A 23,383-nucleotide genomic window follows, 5' to 3' on the forward strand; every position below is an offset into this window, starting at 1 on the left:
CGTTTATCAAATCCATTCCTCAGCTTCTGAAAAATTTAAAGGCTCATAATTAATATACTGAACAAATCTTGGTTTTTGTGAGGTATTAGGGCTGCTGCCATGCGGTAAAGCCTGATGCCAGATGATAAAATCTCCTGCATTGGCTGCAATAGGGAAACTGCCCAGTGCATGAAGGTCTTGCTGCCTTGGATTAGCACCTGCCGGAAGTTCACTGAGCCAGTTCTCTACCTTGTTCTGGAACCCCGGAACAACTGTTAAAGCACCTTGATTTGATGCCGTGTCGGCCAGGTAAAGTATCCCCTGTAAACCAAAGGGAATAGGTAAACTTAAACTTACGTCCCAATGCAAATCAGGCCCTGGAAACGTCCATTCATCTGTTTCTGGCGGATTAAAACCTACACGGTCAGCTGTACACCATAAATCTGTACGGCCCCAGAGCTGTTCATACGCCTGGCGGACAATAACCGACTCTCTGTTCTTTTGAATTAAAGGATGCTGAAATAATTGCACCATAATCCCCTGCCGGGAAGCATGATGCTGATACCAAGTTCCGGATTCCTCTCTATTAACTTTTATAGACTGGCAAATGATTTCAATCGTTTCATCACATGCTTTTTTAGAAACAGCATTTTTTAAAATAAGGTATCCGTTTTGATCCCAGAATTTAAGCTGTTCATCGCTCAGCACATCAGGAATATCTTTATTTAACAAATTCCTGCCACCAAATTCATTATTATAACGGGCAATATTTTCAGGCACAGGCATACCTGCTGTTTTAATAATCCAGTCTTCAAATTCTTCAAAACCAGGTACAGTTTCAAATAAATAAACAGTAGTCTGCTCCAGCCCTAGTCCTAATGCAGACATCAGGATCTTATCAAATCTCCATTCTTCTTTAGGCACGTCAACAATTATTTTCCCCTCCCTTTTAAGTAAAGACTTTTCCCAGAACCTTTTCAGGTGCATGATCTGTAATTTTCCTGTTTCCTGTGATGGAGTTAGTGAAGTAGAAAGCATAGTTACTGATTTAAAATATTCTGAGCTAAAGGCTGATATTGATTGTATTGCTTTTCAAACTCATCCGCCAGCTGATTCGCCGTTACTGTATTCTGAAATCTTAATGCACCAATCATCTCAAGGAGCTGCTGCTGGCAATAATCCGGTATACGACTAAGGTAACTGGCCGAATTTATCAGTTCCCGTAACCAGGTATTTACTTCACAGTCTATAACCAGGTGTATCCGGTCTGTTTTCCCTCCATTGGTAACATGATGCCGCAGGTTAGCATTCATATACCAGCATTCTCCCGGCAGCATGGTTATCCGCTGATTTTGGACATAAAATGCAACATCCGGATTCGTAATCAGGGGAATATGCAGTCTTGCTTCTCCCTGTTCAAAAGAAAGGTCATGATCACAATGCGGCTTGATTACCGCCCCGGCAGCCAGATTTAATAATCTTACAGATTTGACTGTACACTGAAAAGTGATCAGTAGTTTTCGGACGGACGGGAACAGATCCAAATTCGGATGATCTGCAAAAACGTCATTTGCTGTTAAACCTGGAATAATAGTATCCTGGCCCCCAACTGATCTTAATGGCAATACCGTCCAGCTACCTTCATAGTTATTACTATTAAAATGATTATCCCAATGCAGCGAAGCAGATTTCAGCTCCTGATACATTAAAGCATATTCCGGGAATACCGATACTTTAGCACAAACAATCATAGTATGTTAACAATTAACCAACAAAATAAAGCTGCCAGTTGTATAGCAACAATTTAACATTGAAATACCACAATTTAAAATATATTTCAATATTGTTTACCCATCATTTAAAGAAACCCGTTCCTGAAAAGCGCGGCTGTTTTTTTATTCAATTGCTTAACTTTGCAGCATTATCTGATGCTACATAATGATTCCAACCTATAAGATTGAAGACTTCCCATCTAGTAAAGCAATTGAGAATTTATTTAAGCTTGAACGATTTGAAGACCTGTCCTGGCCAAAAAACCTGGAATGGCCCCATAAGCACAATTTTTACCAGCTTATCTGGTTAACTGAAGGCGCATTTACGCATACGATAGATTATCATGATATTGCTGTTAAAACTGATACTTTATTGATTACTTCTCCAGGTCAGATTCACCTTTTAAATTCACCAGAAAAGGTAAAAGGCTATAGTATCTCATTTACAGAACAATTTCTGCTTGCACATCATACACAAGAATCTGTTTTTGAACTCACATTTCTGGATGAAAGTTTAACTACACCGTATTTATGCCTGGATGAAAATGCGAGAAAAGAACTCAAAGCGATTATTGATCCGATCATGGAAGAACTGAACAGGGATGAAAAAGCGCCAATCATTATCAATGTTCTTCTTTTTGCTTTACTCAACCGCATCCAAAGACTAATGAATAAAGCACAACCAATAATTGCAGATCCATTTCAGGTATTCATGCATAAAAAATTCAAAAAGCTGATAGAACAATATTATAAAAAAGAGCCCGATTTAGCTTTCTATGCAGACAAGCTGAGTATTTCAGCTAATTATCTCAATAAAATCGTTAAAAATGTAACTGGTAAAACTGCTGGATTAATGGTTCGTGACCGTGGATTGATTGAAGCGAAACGGATGCTGGTTTACTGCAATTTTTCCATAGGAGAGATTAGCGATCAGCTGGGCTTTAAAGACTTCTCTTATTTTTCCCGCCAATTTAAAAAAAGGGAAGGATTTACCCCTGCTGGATACCGCAAGCTGATGCACGAAAAGTATATGAGCCATTAAAGCAGGCAAAGCTATCTGGCACGTAAAGTACCAATATTGAACCCCAATTTCCTAACTGGCTCTTTGAGTTCATCCGAAATTTGCTGCTATTATATCATTAATAAAAGCATGGACAAAAATTTAAAAATTGCCAGGGATTACTTCAAAACGTACCTGGACTTGAACGCACCCATTCCTGAATTGCGTATTCAGGCAGACAAAATGTATGCGACTTTACCAGTAGCTGCCGACATAAAATATGAAACTGTACCTGTGGGGGATTTAAAGGGTGAATGGACAACCTCTCCGGAAGCCAGAGATACACATGTGCTCTATTATATACATGGCGGTGCTTTTTTAATTGGCAGCCCGGCAACACATCGCGGGGAAATCAGTGAGCTTGGAAGAGCAGGAAAAATGAAAACTTTTGCCCTGGATTATCGCCTTGCACCTGAACATCCGTTCCCACAACCTCTGGAAGATATCCTGGAAGGATATATCTGGTTATTGGCCCAGGGATTTGATGCAAAAAACATTATTATTTCTGGTGATTCTGCGGGTGGAAACGCAACGATTAACTTATTTATTTCCTTACGTGATCAGCGCATACCTATGCCGGCTGGCGGGGTAATTATATCTCCATGGATTGATTTAGGTCAAAGTGGTGAGACTTATAAGACAAAAGAAGGAATTGACCCTATTGTAAACCTGAAAGCCATTAAAGCACAGACAGCCGCTTATCTGGGCGGCGCAGCTCCTGATCTTCCGGTTGCCTCTCCTATTTATGCCAACCTGCATGGTCTTCCTCCAACTTATGTTATTGTGGGAGAAGCAGAAGAAATGCTGAGTGAAGCCTTGACTTTTACCCACAATGCAGCTATGGCAGGAGTGCATGTCAAATTTGAAGTATGGCCTCAAATGATCCATAATTTCCCCTTATGGCATTCGTTGCTTCCTGAAGGAAAAGACGCTATAAAAAAAGCAGGGGACTTTATGATTTCTTTAACTGGAAGCATTTAATCAAAAGCGCACTGTTATCAAAAGATAATAGTGCGCTTTAACAAGATTACAGCAGATTAAGCCCGGGCTTCTTTGCTATAGATAACTATGGCAAAATCAAACCACTGCTTTTAGCTTTAACCCGGTACATCTGAAGCATCAGGGAAATTAGTATCAATGATAATCCAATATAGAATCCGGTTGAAAGTACTTTGTTCTCCTTGTACACGATTATTGCGAGCGCTATAGTATATAATGGCTCCAGATTATAAGTCAAGCTTACTGTAAATGAAGAGATCTTTTTTAATGCACTTGTAATCAAAAAATACATCAGAACTGTACAAAATACGGAAAGAACTAATAACCAGCCAAAATCATTAAGCGTTGGAATCAGGTATTCTGCGGGTGAAAACGATAAGAAAACTGGTAAGATAACAGTCAATCCCAAACAGCCCCCTATCATTTGGTTTAATATGATTGTGTTACTTTCATACTCCTGTACAAGTCGCTCATTGAATATGGTATAAAGAGCGGAAAAAATAGCTGATATTATTCCCAATACTATTCCTAATCTGAAACTTGCATCCATGCCAAAGATCAAAGCAATACCGCATAAGGTCAGACTGCTTAAACCTATCTCTTGAATAGACAATCTTTTTTTATTGATCAGCGGGGCCAGAATAGCATTAAAAAAGCTGGTTAATGCAAAACATACGACTCCAACTGAGATATTTGAATATTTGATACTTCCGTAAAAGAAAATCCAGTGAATACCTAAAATAAAACCTATTGATCCGATTCTAAACTGCTCTTTAAGAGAAAGATTTTGTTTTTTACCAGTGATGGATAGATAGATCCACATCACCAGCCCTGATATTAATAGTCTGTACCAGCTGATCAGACCTTCGTTTAAATTTATTAAGCGACCAAAGAGGCCTGTAAAGCCTGCCAATAAAACTGCAATATGCAGTTGTATATAAGATTTTTTCATTTGAATGAATTACGCAATTTGTGATGTTCAAATTGCAATAGATGAATAAGTTACTTTTCTGCCGAACTGGCATAACATTCCCTTTCGAACAAGATATCATTGTCCGTTTCGAAACTTTTGATTAAGTACTTATTGTGCTGGAGGAGGAAGGCAGCCTTTATTCATCATAATTATAATCCATCAGTGGATGTCCGAAAGTAATAAATAAAAATTAACATATCTTAATATTTAACATAAGCTTATTCAATAATTAGAAAGCATCAAAAAGATATTATTGAGACACGGTGTTAAAGAGCCGTTTTTCGGTTAAAAAGAAGACGGTTAAGTTTTAATCAGAAGCTAATTTTTATTTTCTGATCATCAGGCAAAAAATAATCACAATAAATCACACTCACATCCAACGAGTTATATAATATATTTGAAAATACGTAATTTTTAGGCTGGTTTTTAATTAAAGCGTGTATATTTGCAGCCCCAAGCGCATCTAAACAAACATTTATGTAAGTTATGCAAAAGGAGAACGGACCGGTAGTTCAGCTGGTTAGAATGCCGCCCTGTCACGGCGGAGGTCGCGGGTTCGAGTCCCGTCCGGTCCGCAAGATTTAATCTTGAAAACATTAAAAAGCCTTTAATCATATGATTGAAGGCTTTTTTGATTTATAGTCCTTCCAAATATTCAATTTTTCCCCTACTGACATAAGTAAAATCGGATCAAGTCATCAACTTGGTGGAGCTGGCTCTTTTTTAGTCATAATTTTTTGACACGCTAAACAGCAAGTCTTTGAGATCACGGATGCTCTTATGCCTCTGGAAGTTGCGCTGAAAGCTTTCAATTTGCATGGGAATGACCCGGCCGAAACAAGGCCGGGCTGTTAGTAAATAAATTCAAAATAGCTAAATAATAACTCTATATCGGCCGGGTACTGCCTGAGTACTGTCCGGGTACTCGTTAGGGTAAGAGCAGTGCTAAAGTAACGTGAGAGCATGGCAAGTCCAAGTCAAAACAACTAGTTGAAATGACTTAGAGTACGTATGCTTAAAGGCTGTTTACAACCTGGTGTTACCCCGATCTCTATTCAGGCACAACCAGGTCATAACCGGATGAAGATTAATGAAATTATAATTTTCCATTGGACTAACCCACGGACAACTGCGGACAATTGCAGACAGCTGCGGACAATTGCGGACATTTTTTACGCATCAGGATAATCTTTAACGCGAACAGCTTACATTGGTGGAAAACATTTATTTATTATGGGAAGTTTAACGGGTAAATTTTCAAAGGGAATCCTGGGCGATTTCATTTTTAAAGCAGCAGTTTGGAGTACAGGTTGTTTCAAAAGTCCTGTACCGGGCATAATGAAACAATCAATGGAAACCGAAAGGCATCAGAGAACTTTCGTAAAAGTTGCAAGCCTGGAAAAATCAGGAAGTAATCAGCTTATTAAAGAATCGTAACCATCCGCTTTGAACTAAGAAATATCAAATCCAAAACTTGAAATTTAATCACTGATCCACAAGTTTATGACTTGATCCGTAAAATCAATTCAGGCAGACCAAAAGAAGAGAACTCAAAGGTTATTCATATTTTAATGAATCAACAGGATTCGCCCGGGCAACTTTAAAAGTCTGTAAGCTAACGGTAAGCAGTGCAACAAATATCGACAACCCTATCGTGGTTAGCATTGGCCATAGTGTTATTTCGGCCCGGTAATCAAATTTCTGTATCCATTGATAACTTATAATATAAGCCAGCGGACAGGCGATTAAATTGGAGATCAGTACCAGTTTCATAAAATCCTTATTTAACAGGATCAGTAAATGGCTTAGGTCTGCGCCCAATACTTTACGAATACTGATCTCTTTGCTTCTTTGCTCAGCCATATATAAAGCCAGGCCCAATAATCCCAGGCAGGAAATCAAGATGGCAAATCCTCCAAACAGATTCGATAATACGCTCAATAAATGCTCATTAGCCAGCTTATCTTCCATTTCTTTGTTCACAAAATACAATACCACAGGATATGCCGGGTTCATCTTTAAACTCAGATCTTTGATCATTTGTATAGAAGTACTCAAATTCTGTGCAGGATTCAGCCTCAATAGTTCTATGTAAGTTTCCCTTTTCGGTGTGGCAGCCGTCCCCAGAAAGGTAAGCGTAGGTGATACCTTATAGGCTGGCGACTCATAGCTGTAATCTTTGATCACGCCTATAATCTTGAATGGGCTTCCTGCTTTACGAATGACAGTTCCCACCGGGTTTTTCAATTCCATCACTTTAACAGCACTTTCGTTCAATAACACACTGCTGGTATCAGTACCAAATTCCTCCGCGAAATCTCTGCCCGATAATAATTCAGCACCGATAGTTTTGGTAAAATCGTATCCCGTTACCCTGGTGTTCCATGAATATTTCCAGTTGTCATTATTTCCGGGCCAGGTAATATCCGAAGAATTGTTGCCATAATTTGTTAATCCTATAGAATAATCCGTTGCCGAAAGGACAGCACCCGATCTGATCAGTTCTCTCCTGAAGATCTCCCGTTTTCCAGGTTTGCTGAACTCTCCGGTAGTTTCCAGCTCAACCAGGTTTTCTTTATTAAATCCTAAGGGCTTATTCCTGATATAGCTGATTTGTTTATAAATGATAATCGCACAGATGATCATGCAAACCGAGCATCCAAATTGCACAACAACCAGTATCTTACGAATAGGTAAGGATGTTTTCCCAATTCCAGTAAAGCCTTTCAAAACTTTAACGGGCACAAAGGAGGAAAGGTAGAATGATGGGTAGCTGCCAGCAAGAACTCCTGTAATCAGAATTAGTGCTAACAGCGCTGACCAGAGTGGTATAGATATATAATTGATGGTTATTTCAATACCTAACAGATGGTTGAAATAAGGAAGGGAAAATTCAAGCATGACGAAAGCAAATGTCATGGCGATAAATGAGAGTACCAATGATTCTATCATAAATTGTCCGGCAATAGCTTGCCTTGTAGAGCCTAAAGCCTTTTTTACACCTACTTCCCGCGCCCTTTTTTCAGATCTTGCCGTAGAAAGGTTCATGTAATTAATACATGCGATACCCAAAACACAAAAGGCAAGGAAAAGGAATAGTTTGACCTGATCGATCTTTCCGCCAACTGACTTTCCGTTTTCAAATTGGGTGTACAGATGTGTTTTACTGAAAGGGAACAGAAAGGCTTCGGTACGGTCGTGTTTATCTACAGAATGGGCAATGATCATTTTTCTTAAAGTGGCATCAGCAGACTCGAAATATTTATTGTCTTTTAATTTAATGATAGTATTGGTATATCCATGGAACCAATCCAGATTCTTAAATCCGGGATTATCCATCAGGAAGAAAGTCCATGTCGTTAATGCTTCAAATTGCACAGTTTGATTGCCTGGTAAATCTTCAATAACAGCCGTTACTTTGAGTGCTTCCTGGTTATCCCATTTGATAATCTGTCCTATAGGATCGGCCTTTCCAAAAAGTTTACTGGCCGTTTTTTCCGTGATCAGTATTGAATTTGGATCTGTAAGGGCGGTTTGTGCATTGCCTTTTATAAATTTATAATCAAATATTTGCAGGAATTGAGGGTCAACAGCACAGGTATTTATTTTGAAACTGTTATTCTTGTAATTCACTAATTTGTAAGCATATCTCAAACGGCTTACCGCTTCAACACCTTGAATTTTTTCCTGTGCCTCCGGGGCCAGGGTTGCAGGCAGACCATTATCAAGCGGGCCCAGTGTACGATCAAAACCAGCAGTATTAGCCGCGTGCTTGGGTACGCCATAGATACGCTCTATATTTTTGAACTGTTTATCATATCCCCACTCGTAATTCACATAAAGGAGTAAAAGAAGGCAGCAAGTTAAGCCAATAGCTAATCCTCCGATATTAATCAAGGCAAAGCCTTTGTTTTTCCAAAGGTTGCGAAGGGCTACTTTAAAGTTGAGCTTAAACATAGTGATATGGTATAAATCTGATCAATGAATTCCAGTATGCCATTTCCATACCATAAGTCAAAAGCCTGTTAACATACAGTTTTAGAAGCAATTATATAAAAATGATTATGATATGCTGTTCATTTCTGGACAGCTCTATGTGCAGTAACGGACATAGGATTAATTTTCGCATTCCCCTCCGATCTGCATCAACTGATAAATCATAAGGTCTCTTGTAATCTGTTAAGTATTAATTTTTCTGCTTTATTCTATTGGTCTCTATATTAGCTATAAAACTGGTAAATACCATTATATTGACCAAAAAGAACTTTCATCTTACGTGCTATTCCCGGATTTTCCGTGATGACATAACTCCCTTCTCCAGGATCAAGGCCAAATTTTGGGTAAAAACTCCATCTGTTAAGCTTTTGAATGCCTGGAAATTATTACAGAAAGTTAAACAACTTGTAAACCAGTTTTTGATTACGGTAGTTAACCTGAGCGGTACCAGCCTGATTAAAATAAATAAGTTGATGAGAAGTCAAGTACTGGATATCTTTATTATCCAGCAGAATATAAAATGGGTAATCTCCTTTATGATTAGGAATACGGGAAATAAAAGAGATTCTGCCAAAAACATTAATTACTTTTCCAAATTGTTCAATGCTAAGCTGAACCTGATTGCCAATTTTTAATTTTGATAGTTCAAAGGCATTTACCGAGGCCGTGCCATATAAATCTTTATTACTTGTGATTTCTGGTGCAATATAAAATAAGGTATCATTCTTCTTCACGTAAGTTTTTTCTGTAAAATTATACTGTGAAGTCATATAAAGGCCAGAATGAGGTGACTTTATATCCACGTATTTCTTCTGTGATACGTCATAAATAGTAAATAAAAGTTGATTAGCCTTTATCCCTTTGTTTTCGTAGAATGTCTTTTCACTAATAATTCCGTCTACAGGGCTTACTACTGGCATAATTTGCTGTGTAGTAGTAAACTTAACCTTACAAGAGATACTTTCCTTATAAGGAATAACAAATGATAAAAAGATAAGTAAACAAACAGAAGCAATAGTCACTACCATTCCCCAGCGATAGATCCATCCCGGAGGACGGCTCAATATTATATTTGTTTTATCGTCTATTAGTTTAATCTTTTTTTCCATCTTAATTAACTCCCCAACTCTAATTGATTTTTTATTAATGTAAAATAGGCACCAGATTTATCAATGAGCTCCCGGTGAGACCCTGATTCAATGATAGATCCATTTTCGAGCACGTATATTTTATCAGCATTAATCACTGTACTTAGCCTGTGTGCAACAACGACCACTGTTCTTCCTTTAAAAAATTCATCAAGATTTCTGATGATCTTTTTTTCATTGTTTGCATCCAAAGCGTTTGTAGCTTCGTCAAAAAATATATAATCCGGGTTTTTATAAATGGCCCTGGCAATGAGCAAGCGTTGGCGCTGACCCTGACTTACACCTATACCTTCCGGACCAATTCTTGTATTATAACCTAAGGGTAATGAATCAATAAACTCCTGAATGTTGGCAATCTTTGCTGCCTCAAACAATTTTTCATGATCTATACTCTCCACGCCTAAAGCAATATTTCTTGCAATGGTATCAGAAAAAACATATCCATCCTGTAGTACAGAACCACATTTATCCCGCCAAATATGCTCATTTATAGATTTCAGGTTGATATCACCAACAATAATCTGTCCTTCAGTAGGTTCGTAGAATTTCATCAGAAGCTTTAATAAAGTGGTTTTACCGCTACCACTCAACCCAACAATTGCTGTAGTTTTGCCTTCAGGAATATGAATGTCGACTTCTTTCAAAACTTTTGAATAGTGTGTTCCTGCATATGTGAAACTGACTTTTTTTAATTGTAAAGATCCAGAAGACAGTGGATGTAGCAGATGGTCTGTAAGGCTATTGTCAGCTATCTGGGGGTTCTGCATCTCTCCGATTCTATCCAGGCTGATTTTGGCTTCCTGGTACGACTGGATAAAGTCTATTGCCGAGCTTAATGGTGAATTGAGCTCACCCACTATAAATTGGATAGCAATTAGCTGGCCTAAAGACATTTCACCAGCAATTACGGCCTTTGTCGCGATCAGGGTAATAATAATATTTTTAATGCTGTTGATAAATTTTGCGCCCAATCGCTGATATTGTTCCAATGACAAATATCGAAGGTTTATGTCAAATAACCTTGCTTGTATTTCCTGCCACTCCCATCGTTTCTGTCTTTCTGAATTGTGCAGTTTAATATCCTGCATTCCATTAATAATTTCAATTTGTTTGGATTGATTTTTAGACAATTCAATAAATTTTTGAAAGTCGAGTATTCTCCTTTTACGATGAAATAACAATACCCATCCAATATAGGCTACTGTACCAATCATAAAACAAATAAATACGTTAATATTATAGAAGGCAAGTACGGTAACAAAGGCTGCAAACAATAGCACCTGGAATACCAGTCCCAGCGTTTTAGAGGTTAGGAACCTTTCTATTCTTTTATGGTCATCTATCCGCTGCAACAGATCTCCCGAAAGTTTAGTATCAAAATATTTAATGGGCATAGCCATAATCTTTGATAAAAACTCAGAGACCATGGTCACATTAATCTTGGAACCAACATACATCAGTAGCCAGTTTTGGATAAATTCTATGACTAACTGGCCCGTATAAATAGCTATTTGTCCAAAAACAAGTAAGTATATAAAATTAATATCCTTGTCTTTTATCCCGGAATCTATAATACTCTGAGTAAGAAAGGGCAAAATCAGCGTAAATAAAGTACTGAAAAATAGTCCGAATGCAATTTGAATAATCACTTTTTTATGACTGAACAAATGCTGGAAAAGATATTTCAACCCTTCTGTTTTATTGGTTTGCGGAATTGTTGAATCTTCCAGGTTTATAGTCTTAAATGCTGGTAGCATCTCTAAAGCGATGACAATTCCAATTTTTTCATCGCCCTCAACATCGCTTATCCAGTTTTTTTTAAAAGCCGCAACAGTAACTTTCTGTCTGGAAGAACCGGGGTCCGACAGATAAACATACTTAGCTGTTATTTTATAGACTACCAGAAAATGATTTTGCTGCCAATGAGCAATACACGGAAGATTTACACGCGAAGCCAAATCTGAATAGCTAATTTTAACTGGCGTAGAGTTGAAGCCTAGTTTTTCCGCAGCACGACAGATGCCCAATACTGATACGCCTTCACGCCCAACATTACTTAAACTACGTAATAAATTGAGTGAATATTCTCTGCCATAAAATCTGGAAATAATCTGCAAGCAGGCAGGCCCGCAATCAATAGAATCAAATTGTGAATAATGCGGAAAACTTCTCATTCAATACAAACAGATTAAGAGTACGAAACTAGTCAGTAATGTAAAGTGCACGCTTATTGTATAGCAAAGCCAAAAAATATAAACCAGCCTGTGGTGGCCACTCTTCATTTAATTGCTTTAGCAATGAACCCGTATGGAAAATTTCATTGGTATTCAGCTGATTTATAATATCCTCCAGCAATGGATTAAATCTGATGGTTATTTTGGCTCCCCTTGCATATATAGTTATGTCTTCTGCATTGGTTCTGGTATGATAAAGTTGGAAGGGATAAGGTAGCTGAACATAGACATTGTCTAATAACCCGAAATTTTCATCTACTTTAAAATCATCAGAAATCTGCTCCATAGTGATTGGTATGGAGGTCCATCCACAATTACTGAACAAAGCCATTTTAAAATCGCTAAAGACCTCTTTCAAAAGATCTTTAAATGGTAAATCAGCAATCTTGGAATGGTTCTTAAATATTTCTTCAACCGAATTATAATCAATATCAGCTATCCCATGCTGCATTTTAGTAATTTCCTGAAGATTTTCATTATCCATTTGCATGGTAATAGACTTCAGAAGTCTTTCGGCTAATGCGTGGTTACTATGGTTATCAAACCATACGGTAAGGCCAACAGATAAATCGTCAGTTTGTCCAATATGATATTGATCCCAAGGCATAAAAAAAAGATCATCCTGCTCAAAATGATAAGCATTAGCCAGAGGCAATAATTCCGCCAGCGGTTTATTTTTCCCGTCTAAAGATTCAAAAAGTCCAGCTTCCCAGGTATACATGGTTTTATCGCCAGGGCCAAGATGAAAATGAATAACATTGGCGCCAAAATGATCCTGATGGATGCCTAATGGTGTAAATCCATAATTACCTATAAATACGGTAGTATGCATGCCATTGGAAGGAACCCCAAGATGATCTAAAAGTGGATGAATCAATGCTGAAAGACGGTCTGCCATCGGCATACTGAATTTCTCACTAAAATTGAGGATAATACCAAATTTCTGATCTTGAAAGACATCCTCAATCCACTGTGTTCCATCGCTTTCTACGGCAGGTATATGGGGATATACGTTTTCAGTGAGGTAATCTTTATTGACAATTTCACTGTTAAGATATACACGGAAGCCGTAGGCATTAGTTTTATTTATACAAATATGGCGAATCACATCAAAAATCCACTTTCTGAAGTTTATCCTATCTTCTGATTCCAGTACATTAGTTTGTACTTCAGGTGCAGTAAAATTAGCCGTCTTATGAAGAATGTTTTCCCATCCAGCACGATTTAATTGAAATTTTTCTGTAGAATTGACAATTGATAAAGGGGCATTTGACATATTCTATTGTTTTATTGTTTATTAATAAACGATTGCTCTCTTTAGGTATAATAGATTAAGTATATAAAGGCCAGCATCTTCAGGCCAGTCTTTACTTAATACTGTAAGCAGTTCTTCTGTAAGATAACTTCCACCTTCATTTAGTTTTTCTATTATAGTTATAAGCTCAGGATGATATTTTATTTCAATTTTTGTTCCTCTTGCATAAATTCTTAGCTGGCCATTTTCAAGAACTTTATAAGTCATTTTATATGATTCCGGAACAGAGATAATTTTGCCTTTCAAATAATGAAATGTAGAGGCATCTTGTTTTACACCATCTGGAGAGAGTTCATCCTCAATAGAAATAGGCCGTGATTTCCATCCCTGATTACTATACAAAGAAAGAATATAAGCTTCAAAAACTTCTTTAGAAAGATTTTTCAGACTATTGTTCATTTTATTTTCATCCATCTCCAAAGCGGAAAGTATCTGCTCAAATCCTTCCTCTGCGTCAGGCGTTTTATAAGGCCTGACAATCAAAGAATTATCGTTTGTATCATCTTTTTTTAAGAATTGATATTTAAATGATTTGATCAGGTTTTCAAATAGCTTATTTAATGGCATATTGTTATACCAAACACTTACTCCTACAGAAAAATCCTCTGTGTTACCAATATGGAACTTATTCCAGGGCATAAAGTATACATCTCCTTCTTTCAGTTGAAAAGCTTTTGCGTAGGGTAATAAGGGCGCTATATTTTTATTGTTCGATATATCGCCCGCAAGTTCTTTGTAGGCCTCTATATCCCAGTTATACATCGTTTTTTCACCCGGTCCAAGATGCAAATGCATTACATTCTCACCAGGATGATCGGTATGTATGCCCAATGGAGTAAATCCGTAGTTACCGACAAAAACGGTAATATTGATCCCTTTTAACGGCAATCCTGCCTGTTCTAACAACGGATTCAGATACAATGCTATCTTCTCTGCCATTTCATTAGAAAACTTTTCCCCAGAATTAATGATCAGTCCGAATTTCTGATCACTAAAAACACGGTCAGCCCATTCTGCCAGCGTTTCCGTAATTAATGGTGGAAAGTTGAACAAGTTATCGACCATATATTTCCTGGACTGAGATTTCCCGTTCAGATATAACCTAAAGTCATAGGATGTATTCTGCCGAATAAAAATCTCCCTTAGCATAGACCCTGTCATACCATTAAAACTGTCAACAGTTTCCTCATCCATTACATCGGGAATAAGAATTGAATCTTTAAAAAAATCAGACTTTTTTAAAAAGGTTGTCCACCATTCTTTGCTCCACGCAGATTGGGAGCTTTCACTTTTAGTAATTTTCTTAGTTAATTCCATTTGATCAGGATTAATCTTAACTTGAAATGAACAAGCCAGATTGTATTCACAGTCTGGCTTGTCATGTTAAAGAGTAATTTTTAGCTCTCTTTTACATGCTCTTTTACAGTTTCTTTTTCAACAGATTCAGCTGTACCGCCTAAAAGTTTTTCCTGTTCAAGAGGAGAAATAACTTTTGCATCCAAAAACTCTTTTGGATCGAATTGGTTTTCTTTTGAATTTTCCATAACAAATAAATTGGTTTAAGATTGTAACTAAATATAATTTTAACAAAATAGAATCTCGCCATAAGTATGGTGAAAGCGAACGCTATCCATGTGAACTAATGATATTTACAGGTTTACTTATACAGATCAATAATTAATTTTATTACATTTGAAACACTTTCATAGTTACTATTTTTACAAAAAAAACAGGTTTCATTATTTATAATATTAATTTTTAATATTCCTTTTGAAAAACTCAGTCATTAAATCCGATACCATAACCTGGGATACTTTTAGAAAAGGTGACCGTATAGCTTTCGAAACAATAGTCAGATCGCATTCACGTCTTCTATTCAGTTATGGTACAAGATTCACCAGAGACAGAGAACTGATCAAAGAATGTATCCAGGATTTATTTGTCTCCCTCTGGGAAAGAAGAGCACATTTAAATAATACTGATCATATTAAAAATTATCTGTTTAAAGCATTCAGGATTAATCTCATTAAACAAGTGAATTCTGATAGTCAATTTGTATCAGTACATGACCTCCCTTTATTTGAAATTACACTCAACAAAGAGGCACAGATGATCACAGAAGAATATCATCTTGATATTAAGATAAAACTGGAGAGCACATTGAAAAAATTATCCGTCAGACAATATGAGGTGATCTATCTCCGGTACTATGAAGGACTCTCCTTTAAAGACATCTCTGAGATAATGAATATTTCTGCTAAAGGAACATATAAATTATTGGGAAGGGCTATTGCTGTAATGCGAAAGAATTTAACTTTAAAAGATTTTAGATTTATATTTTTATATTATATATAATTGTATATAACTGAAAATAAATCACTTATATATTTCGATAAATTTAATTTAATTTTAATGGGGTAAAAACCGGTCAAAACTGCTAATCACTATAAATGCAGTAATATGATCAAACCAAATCCGGACTTAACTCACTATAACCTGGAAGATTTCGTCACAGATCTCTCCTTCATATCATGGGTGTTGTTACCCAATCCAGAGCTTTCAGCTTATTGGGAAAATGTACGCTTTAGTCATCCTGAACAAATAAAAAACATGGAACAGGCGTCTAAAATTATATCCGGTATCACTTTAAAACCTGCGATTTTTGATCAGCAGGAAGAAGATGTGTTGTGGGCCAGCGTAGCTGCAAAAACTACCATACATCAAATATCACACACAACAAAATTATGGAGAATAATTAGTGCAGCTGCTATGTTACTTCTTGTTGGAGGAGCATTCTTTTTATACCAGGCAAATCGCCAGGTAGAGTATATTACGGCTTTCGGAGAAAAAAGAACCATCATTCTTCCCGATCATTCCCAGGTAGTGCTCAATGCCAACAGTACCCTGCATTATTTGAAGAACTGGGGCAGCAATAAAAAAAGAGAAGTTTGGATATCCGGCGAAGCTTTTTTTGTGGTAAAGCATTTACATCAGTCTGGCGCTATAATACCGGGAGATAATTTTGTGGTTCATGCCGGTCAGCTGGCCATTGAAGTACTTGGAACAACTTTTAATGTGAACGACAGACGTGGGCTGATCAATGTTTCTCTTGTTACAGGTAAAGTTAGCCTGGCAGTTAAAGCAAAGAAATTTGTGATGAAACCAGGAGAAGTATTTGAATATCAATCTGGTCAGGATACCATCATTAGAAAAAAGACAAAAGCAGTCCAGAAAACTGTGTGGAGAAACAACAAGCTTGAATTCTCACAGACACCTGTAACAGAAGTATTTAAACAGATTGAAGACCTCTATGGTTATAAGGTAGTAGTTCGCAACCCAAAAATACTGGAGAAGAAACTCACAGGAACTTTTGTGACCGGAAGTGAATCCGCATTCTTAAAAGGACTTTCTATTGCACTCGATATAACATTCACTAAAAGTTCATCTAAACAGTTAATCGTACAATAATCCCATTTACATCTTTATGAAGTATTTAACCTTTTTTATTGCACTTATCTGTTTTATTCATCTTTCTGATTCTTCCTATGCTTCGCAGATTTCAGTTAATGAACGTCCTGTAAAGGAAATTATTGACAAAATAGCACATCAGTACCATATCAATTTTATGTATCAGGACGGATTACTTACAGGAAAAACTACCACTTTTGAGATAGATCCCGTTGTCGGTCAAAATATAGAACAAGTACTTGGTCAGCTCTTTAAACAATCTGACCTGTCTTTTTATCATGTAGAGAATAGTAACTATATCATCTTTACAAGGTCAAAAAAAGAGGTCTTGCAATTGCCTGTTAGAGATGTGAGCAGTACAGTTAAAGATACGATTCAACCGGCAACGGTTACGGGCTTTGTTTATGATCATGCTAAAAAAACATTGGCCTACAGTTCCGTTCAGCTACTGAAAGCTAAAGATACATCATTGGTAAAAAGCAGCCTGTGTGACAGCACGGGAAAATATACTTTTAAAAATATTGCGCCCGGAAATTATTTGATTAAAGTCTTTCAAATGGGATATAAAACTACCTCAAGCAATATTTTCGCTTTAGCCTCAGCCGGTGTCAGACTGCCTCCTATACTGCTTCCTTTATCATCCAAACAGTTGAACGAAGTGCGTGTGGTTGCAAAAAAACAGTTTATAGAGCGCAAAATTGACCGTACAATTATGAATGTAGACAACAGCATACTGGCAAGCGGCGGCTCGGTCAATGAACTGTTGGAAATTGCACCTGGAGTTTCTATTGATAACGAGGAAATTAGCATGAAAGGAAAACAGGGGGTAATTGTAATGATAGATGATAAACCAGTAAAATTATCTGCGGCTGAGATCAGTACCCTGCTTCAAAGTATGCCGGCAAATTCGATTGATAAAATTGAACTGATTACTAACCCTTCTTCTAAATATGATGCAGAGGGTAAAGGAGGAATTATAAATATCAAAACTAAAAAGGGCAGTAATCCTGGCTTCAACGGTACAGTAACTACCGGATTTACTGTGGGTGTACGACCTAGATTTACTGAAAGTATAACTCTGAATTTTAAAGCAAAGAAGCTGAACATTTTCAGTAACTATAGTTTCCAGCATAATCTGCAAACTTCAACATTTCTGAGTGATAAGATTATAACCGGACCTGAAAACATTAAGTATAACCAGCATGAAATAGCGCACAACCGATCTATTTCCAATAATGTAAGACTGGGTGCCGACTATACAGTTAATGACAATAATACCATCGGAATACTGGGCACATTAAATAACAACACTAACCGGTCAGATTTTACGCAAAACACATTATTTAAAGATTTTAACAGTAGCCAGCCAGATTCCAGTCTGTCTTCCTTAAACAATGGAAGGGCTTCCTATAATACCTACGGCTTGAATATTAACGCAAAACACATTTTCGGTGCCGATGATCATGTAATTTTATTTAACGCAGATTATACCGCTTACCAGTCCTCGAATCCAAATACCTTTATCAATAGTTATTTTAATAAAGAGGAGATATTAAACCGGCCACAGGAAAAGGTATTAAATGCTTCGGATATTGATATAAGGGTCTACACAGCAAAACTTGACTATACTTATCCTATCTCTAAAAATGCTAAGTTTGAAATAGGAGCCAAAACAGCTTATACACACTCCAATAGTAATATCCTGTTCCAAAATGGAGATATACAGGGAAATCTCATTACAGATCTCAATCGAAGCAATACTTTCGATTACAAGGAATACATAAACGCAGCTTATCTTAATTATATAACAAAGTTAGGTCAATTAACCAACCTTCAGATAGGCATCAGAGGAGAACAAACTAATTATAAGGGTAACTCTATAACTTCAGGAGCAAAGTTTGACCGAATCTATTTCCAGCTTTTCCCAAGCCTTTTCCTGTTAAGAGATATCGGAGAAGACCAAATCAGCTTGTCTTATAGCCGCAGGATCGGACGGCCCGGCTACGAGGATTTAAATCCTTTTATTGACTATTCTTCTCCATACTTTTATACACAGGGCAATCCCTTACTTCAACCAGAGACTACACATTCCATTGAATTCAGCTACTTATTTAAAAAAGATCTGAGCATAGGAATTTCCTACAGCAAAACAAAAAATTATTTTAATTATTTCACCTCGCTGGCCGATAGCACTGGGGCTACTAAACAGACTATAGATAATTTTAAAGATTATAATACACTCAACTTATCAATCAGTTACAATAAGAGAGTTTCATCGTGGTGGAATCTCACTGCAAACGGAGATTTTTTTTATGAAAGATACAAAACGCCTATCCTTGATACCTATATTGATCTGAAACAAGGAGCATATAACCTCAATCTGCTCAATTCTATTGAATTAAATCCCCGCTTGTCTTTTGAAATTCTGGGATTGTTCAAATCAAAACGCATAGTCCTCACGCGTCGGATTGACTCTAAATACAGAGTTGATGCAGGCTTAAAGTACGCAGTATTAAAAAATAAAGGATCAGTTAAATTGGGGGTTACAGATATTTTCTACAGTTATATCAATCAAGGAGTAAATGAGACAGCGGGTTTGTACAGCAGTTTTTATAATAAAAATGAAAACCGAAGGTTCAGTTTAAGCTTTAATTACAAATTTGGTAGTAAGCCTACTGCACCTAAAAAAGACCTGAGCAACCAGGCAGAATTGGATAGGTTAAAGTAATTAAAGAAAGTAAGATGAAGATAACTTGTTATATTATCGATGAAGATCTTAATTCAATTGATACGCTGAAAAAGCATATTGACGACGTTGTTTTTCTTGAACTGATTGGGTTCCATACCAAAGCTGAAGAAGGTATTGCCGAGGTGAAAACGATGTTGCCGGATTTTGTCTTTTTAGGTATTGATATGCCCGTTTCTCAAGGAGTCGATTTTTCTGCTCAGATAGCCTCCATTACCAAAATTGTCTACATCAGTATGTTCACAGCATATGCTTTCGAAGCGTTTAAGCATAATGCTATAGATTATCTGTTAAAGCCTGTTTCGAAGCTGAAATTCATTCAATGCATTGGCAAAATCATCTATGCTTTGCCCCAGCCCTCAATGGTTACGCAACAACCTAAATCTTTAAATCCCTCCTATATTTATTTGAAAGAACTGGCAACAAACCGCTTATTTAAAATAGAGCTTGATGATATATTTTATATTGAATCCAATAACAATAATGTGATCTTTAATTTAGACAAAGAAACTTGTATCGTTCAAGTACCTTTAAAAAAAATAATTATCCAACTACCTGCCGATATCTTTCTCAGAATACACAAATCATTTATTGTTAATCATAAAAAGATCATTCATATTGATGGAAATATGGTTGTACTTAAAAATAAGACTGTTCTTTTATTGGGTTCAACCTATAGAGAATCTTTTTATAATTACATCAGAACAACCATTGTAAAAACAGGCAGGGACAAATAATCACAGGACTGGTTCGACGGCATTAATCGTCCTATGGATCATAGAGCAGATTAAATAACTCAATTTTATTTTATGACAAACTATTTATAACAGAGCTTGTTATAGCCGGAAATCCACAACTAAAATTATTAAACTATGAAAACGAAGCAGAAAGAGAAAGAAAAATTTGATGCTGTGAGAGGCTATTCTTACCGTAAACGCGGCTATTATTTTCATGCGGATGAAGATTTCAGAGAAGATTGGGACTGGGGTAAAAACAAGTCTGCGGAATCACCAGCGCACAACGTTCCGAAAAAGGAAATACCAGATATTTTTATTGCCTGACTTACCTGAAACTGATCATCATGGAAAAAAGAAAAAGAATAACCGGCAATGACACCGATAAGGCGATGGCCAAAGCCGGAAGCTCAAAACCAGGCAAATTAAAACCAGAGAAGCCGAAACCAGACAGACTGAAAACTCAGGAACCTCTTGCTGAAAAAGATGAGGTGAAGCAAGCAGAAGATCATATGCGCAAACGGATAAATCCTGCGCAAAAGAAAACTTAGAAACACCGTGGCCTGATCACCCCCTTAGATTGCCTGATTCACACCCCCATCCTTAAACTAAAAGCGCATAGATTTACAGTTGTAATACCAGACAAACAATTAAAAACTAACCAATTAGTAAATCTTAAAAGGATGAAAACAGCTAGCGACAGAATGAATTCATTACTCGTTTTATACGATATGTATACTACATTTCTCCCTAAAGCCCTGGAAGGTCTTACGGATCAGGATGCACAAAACAGGCTCCAGTCTAAAGCAAATCACGTGGCCTGGATTACAGGCAGTCTTGTACAGGAAAGATATGCATTAGCAGGGATTCTGGGTACACAGTTACAGCAAAGTGCACATGAACTTTTTAAAGATCACCAGGGGATTCAGGATGAAGTTACCTACCCTGCTCTGGAAACATTTCAGCAGGACTGGAATAAAATCAGCCCCATTTTAAAAGACCTGCTGCTGAAGGTCAGCGACGAAAAACTGGACAGCATTTTCGAAATGATGCCCGGGTATAAAATGAGCATTTATGAGCTGATTTCCTTTACTACCTACCGGGAAGCCAGCTGCATTGGCCAGATTGCTTTATGGCGAAGGTTGTTAGGCCACCCGGGAATGAAATATGATTAGTTACCAGAAACGTGCATAAATTGCAATTAACAGCAGCATAATAGATACGATTAATACAATTGAAAACGGTTTGAGCTTAAACATTTCTGCATCCAGTTCAAAGGCTTTCGGATTGATACGTGGTCCTAAAATGCTTGTGCCAACCATCACCAGTACTGTGATAATGAAAGACCAGCTCAGACAAATAAAGAATGGGATTTCATATATCCCATCCATATTTGGAAAAGCTGTGTATAAAATCGTCTCCGGGCCAAATACTTTTACTGCGAACTCATTAAAGAAAACAGAGATCAGAAAGCCAAAAATAATGCCTGTAAAAGCAGCAATACTATTGGTACGTTTCCAGAACATCCCCAAAATGAAAGTGGCAAAAACCCCCGGACTGATATAACTGGTATATTTTTGAACGAAGGTATAACCACCTGCCCTTCCGATGCCCAGTAAATCATTCCAGGTAAACAGAACAGCAACTACCATGGAAATGACAATGGCAATGCGTCCTGTCCACACCATCCGCTGTTCACTTGATAGTGTATTGATATGTTTTTTATAAATATCAAGTGTAAATATAGTCGATATACTATTACATTTCCCAGCTAGTGAAGCTACAATAGCAGCAGTTAAAGCCGCCGCAGCCAAACCTTTCAATTCAGGGGGCAAAAGGCCCAATATAGCAGAATATGCACTGTCTTTGCCTCCTGTCAACTGCAAATGGCCGCCTTTATATAACACATAAGCTATAATTCCCGGCAGCATGACAATAACCGGCATTAATATTTTGAGCAGACTTGCAAAAAGAATACCTGTACGGGCAGTCTGTAAGTCGGCGCCAAGCGCACGTTGTGTGATATACTGATTACAGCCCCAATAATTCAGGTTACTGATCCATTGACCTGCTGCGTACATCCCCACAGCAGGAAGAATCAGGTATTTATTAATATCCACCTGCGAAGCACCTGGCTTAGGTTTGGCCAGCATCAGATGAAAATGTTCCGGCGCTTCTCTGAGCAATACTTTAAAACCAGCAATAGCTTCGCTGCCTACACCAAATTTTTCGCCAACAATAGTTAAGGTCATATAGGTGGTAGCCAGCCCGCCAATAATCAATACCCCAACCTGGATCACATCTGTATAGCCAATAACCCGCATACCACCCAATGTAATTATAATTGCAAATACGGCCAGACAGATCATCACAATATGAAAATATTCTCCACCTATCAATCCATTGATAGCTAAAGCTCCCAGATATAAAATAGAGGTTAGATTGATAAAAACGTACAGGAAAATCCAGAATACACTCATGATCAGCGCTACACTGCCATTGTACCTGTTTTTAAGGAACTGAGGCATCGTATAAATCTTATTTTTGATATATACGGGCATAAAGAATACAGCCACAAGGATCAACACCGCAGCACCCAGCCATTCATAAACAGCAACGGCTATACCAGCGAAAAAACCTTCGCCACTCATTCCGATAAATTGTTCCGCAGAAATATTAGAGGCAATAATTGAAGCCCCTATTGCCCACCAGGTCAGTGACCCTTCGGCTAAAAAGAAATTCTTGGAATCATTAACCTTACTTTTCTTTTTGTAAACGTAGTATCCATATAAAGCGACGATGATAAAATAAATTACAAAGACGCCAATACCCCCCATTGAGAGTGTCGAGTTCATAGTTTGATATTTGGTTGTAGAATTGAGGGGATTAGATTCATTACATTAACAGCTAACCGTGCTAGGTAAATGTAATGAATCTAAAAGAAATGATAGGTATAGCT

The 23,383-nt window shown here is 37.3% G+C and carries 20 protein-coding genes and 1 tRNA gene; 11 read left to right on the forward strand and 10 right to left on the reverse strand.

The genetic code is table 11. From position 1 onward, the window contains the following. Nucleotides 1–6 precede the first annotated feature (6 nt). The gene (locus tag HDE70_RS12105) at nt 7–1,017 is read right to left on the reverse strand and encodes a phytanoyl-CoA dioxygenase family protein (protein WP_183890342.1); all 1,011 of its coding nucleotides are present in this window, start codon (nt 1,015–1,017) and stop codon (nt 7–9) included. A gap of 2 nt (nt 1,018–1,019) precedes the next feature. After that, entirely contained in the window at nt 1,020–1,730 is a 711-nt protein-coding gene (locus HDE70_RS12110) for an aspartyl/asparaginyl beta-hydroxylase domain-containing protein (protein ID WP_183890344.1), read from the reverse strand. Nucleotides 1,731–1,917: 187 nt separating this feature from the next. Here HDE70_RS12110 and HDE70_RS12115 point away from each other — a divergent pair, with 187 nt between their 5' ends. Then, nucleotides 1,918–2,793, forward strand: a complete 876-nt coding sequence (locus tag HDE70_RS12115; protein ID WP_183890346.1) for a helix-turn-helix domain-containing protein — start codon at nt 1,918–1,920, stop codon at nt 2,791–2,793. A gap of 108 nt (nt 2,794–2,901) precedes the next feature. Then, on the forward strand, nt 2,902–3,792 hold the full coding sequence (locus HDE70_RS12120; RefSeq protein ID WP_183866733.1) for an alpha/beta hydrolase: 891 nt from the start codon (nt 2,902–2,904) through the stop codon (nt 3,790–3,792). A gap of 85 nt (nt 3,793–3,877) precedes the next feature. Here the strand turns inward: HDE70_RS12120 and HDE70_RS12125 are convergent, their stop codons facing one another. Then, entirely contained in the window at nt 3,878–4,762 is an 885-nt protein-coding gene (locus HDE70_RS12125) for a DMT family transporter (protein WP_183890348.1), read from the reverse strand. A 522-nt stretch (nt 4,763–5,284) separates the two neighbouring features. Here HDE70_RS12125 and HDE70_RS12130 point away from each other — a divergent pair. Next, nucleotides 5,285–5,358, forward strand: a tRNA-Asp gene (locus HDE70_RS12130). A 658-nt stretch (nt 5,359–6,016) separates the two neighbouring features. After that, nucleotides 6,017–6,220, forward strand: a complete 204-nt coding sequence (locus HDE70_RS12135; protein ID WP_183890350.1) for a hypothetical protein — start codon at nt 6,017–6,019, stop codon at nt 6,218–6,220. Nucleotides 6,221–6,340: 120 nt separating this feature from the next. On the opposite strand, the gene HDE70_RS12140 is transcribed toward HDE70_RS12135, so the two are convergent. The 6 genes from HDE70_RS12140 to HDE70_RS12165 form a co-directional block, all read right to left on the reverse strand. Beyond that, nucleotides 6,341–8,740, reverse strand: a complete 2,400-nt coding sequence (locus tag HDE70_RS12140) for an ABC transporter permease (protein WP_183890352.1) — start codon at nt 8,738–8,740, stop codon at nt 6,341–6,343. A 425-nt stretch (nt 8,741–9,165) separates the two neighbouring features. Continuing rightward, entirely contained in the window at nt 9,166–9,888 is a 723-nt protein-coding gene (locus HDE70_RS12145) for an HlyD family secretion protein (RefSeq protein WP_183890354.1), read from the reverse strand. A 5-nt stretch (nt 9,889–9,893) separates the two neighbouring features. Next, entirely contained in the window at nt 9,894–12,101 is a 2,208-nt protein-coding gene (locus HDE70_RS12150) for a peptidase domain-containing ABC transporter (RefSeq protein WP_183890356.1), read from the reverse strand. A gap of 28 nt (nt 12,102–12,129) precedes the next feature. After that, nucleotides 12,130–13,437 (reverse strand): hypothetical protein, encoded by a 1,308-nt coding sequence (locus tag HDE70_RS12155; RefSeq protein WP_183890358.1) that lies wholly within the window; start codon nt 13,435–13,437, stop codon nt 12,130–12,132. Nucleotides 13,438–13,458: 21 nt separating this feature from the next. Beyond that, the gene (locus HDE70_RS12160; RefSeq protein ID WP_183890360.1) at nt 13,459–14,793 is read right to left on the reverse strand and encodes a hypothetical protein; all 1,335 of its coding nucleotides are present in this window, start codon (nt 14,791–14,793) and stop codon (nt 13,459–13,461) included. An 80-nt stretch (nt 14,794–14,873) separates the two neighbouring features. Further along, a complete protein-coding gene (locus HDE70_RS12165; RefSeq protein WP_183866719.1) occupies nt 14,874–15,020 on the reverse strand; it encodes a hypothetical protein in 147 nt (48 codons plus the stop codon). 226 nt (nt 15,021–15,246) lie between these two features. Here HDE70_RS12165 and HDE70_RS12170 point away from each other — a divergent pair, with 226 nt between their 5' ends. The 7 genes from HDE70_RS12170 (at nt 15,247) to HDE70_RS12200 (ending at nt 21,599) form a co-directional block, all read left to right on the forward strand. Beyond that, the gene (locus HDE70_RS12170) at nt 15,247–15,831 is read left to right on the forward strand and encodes an RNA polymerase sigma factor (protein WP_183890362.1); all 585 of its coding nucleotides are present in this window, start codon (nt 15,247–15,249) and stop codon (nt 15,829–15,831) included. A gap of 105 nt (nt 15,832–15,936) precedes the next feature. After that, a complete protein-coding gene (locus HDE70_RS12175; protein WP_183890364.1) occupies nt 15,937–16,944 on the forward strand; it encodes a FecR family protein in 1,008 nt (335 codons plus the stop codon). 16 nt (nt 16,945–16,960) lie between these two features. Further along, nucleotides 16,961–19,672: a TonB-dependent receptor domain-containing protein gene (locus tag HDE70_RS12180; RefSeq protein WP_183890366.1), complete on the forward strand. Its 2,712-nt coding sequence runs from the start codon at nt 16,961–16,963 to the stop codon at nt 19,670–19,672. Nucleotides 19,673–19,686: 14 nt separating this feature from the next. Next, on the forward strand, nt 19,687–20,427 hold the full coding sequence (locus tag HDE70_RS12185) for a LytR/AlgR family response regulator transcription factor (protein WP_183890368.1): 741 nt from the start codon (nt 19,687–19,689) through the stop codon (nt 20,425–20,427). 135 nt (nt 20,428–20,562) lie between these two features. Further along, nucleotides 20,563–20,751, forward strand: coding sequence for a hypothetical protein (locus tag HDE70_RS12190; RefSeq protein ID WP_183866714.1), 189 nt, complete (start codon nt 20,563–20,565; stop codon nt 20,749–20,751). Nucleotides 20,752–20,771: 20 nt separating this feature from the next. Continuing rightward, nucleotides 20,772–20,975: a hypothetical protein gene (locus HDE70_RS12195; protein WP_183890370.1), complete on the forward strand. Its 204-nt coding sequence runs from the start codon at nt 20,772–20,774 to the stop codon at nt 20,973–20,975. A gap of 132 nt (nt 20,976–21,107) precedes the next feature. Then, nucleotides 21,108–21,599: a DinB family protein gene (locus HDE70_RS12200; RefSeq protein ID WP_183890372.1), complete on the forward strand. Its 492-nt coding sequence runs from the start codon at nt 21,108–21,110 to the stop codon at nt 21,597–21,599. Here the strand turns inward: HDE70_RS12200 and HDE70_RS12205 are convergent, their stop codons facing one another. After that, entirely contained in the window at nt 21,600–23,279 is a 1,680-nt protein-coding gene (locus HDE70_RS12205) for a sodium:solute symporter family transporter (protein WP_183890374.1), read from the reverse strand. Nucleotides 23,280–23,383: the final 104 nt, after the last annotated feature.

This window comes from Pedobacter cryoconitis (genome assembly GCF_014200595.1).
Lineage (GTDB): Bacteria > Bacteroidota > Bacteroidia > Sphingobacteriales > Sphingobacteriaceae > Pedobacter > Pedobacter cryoconitis_C.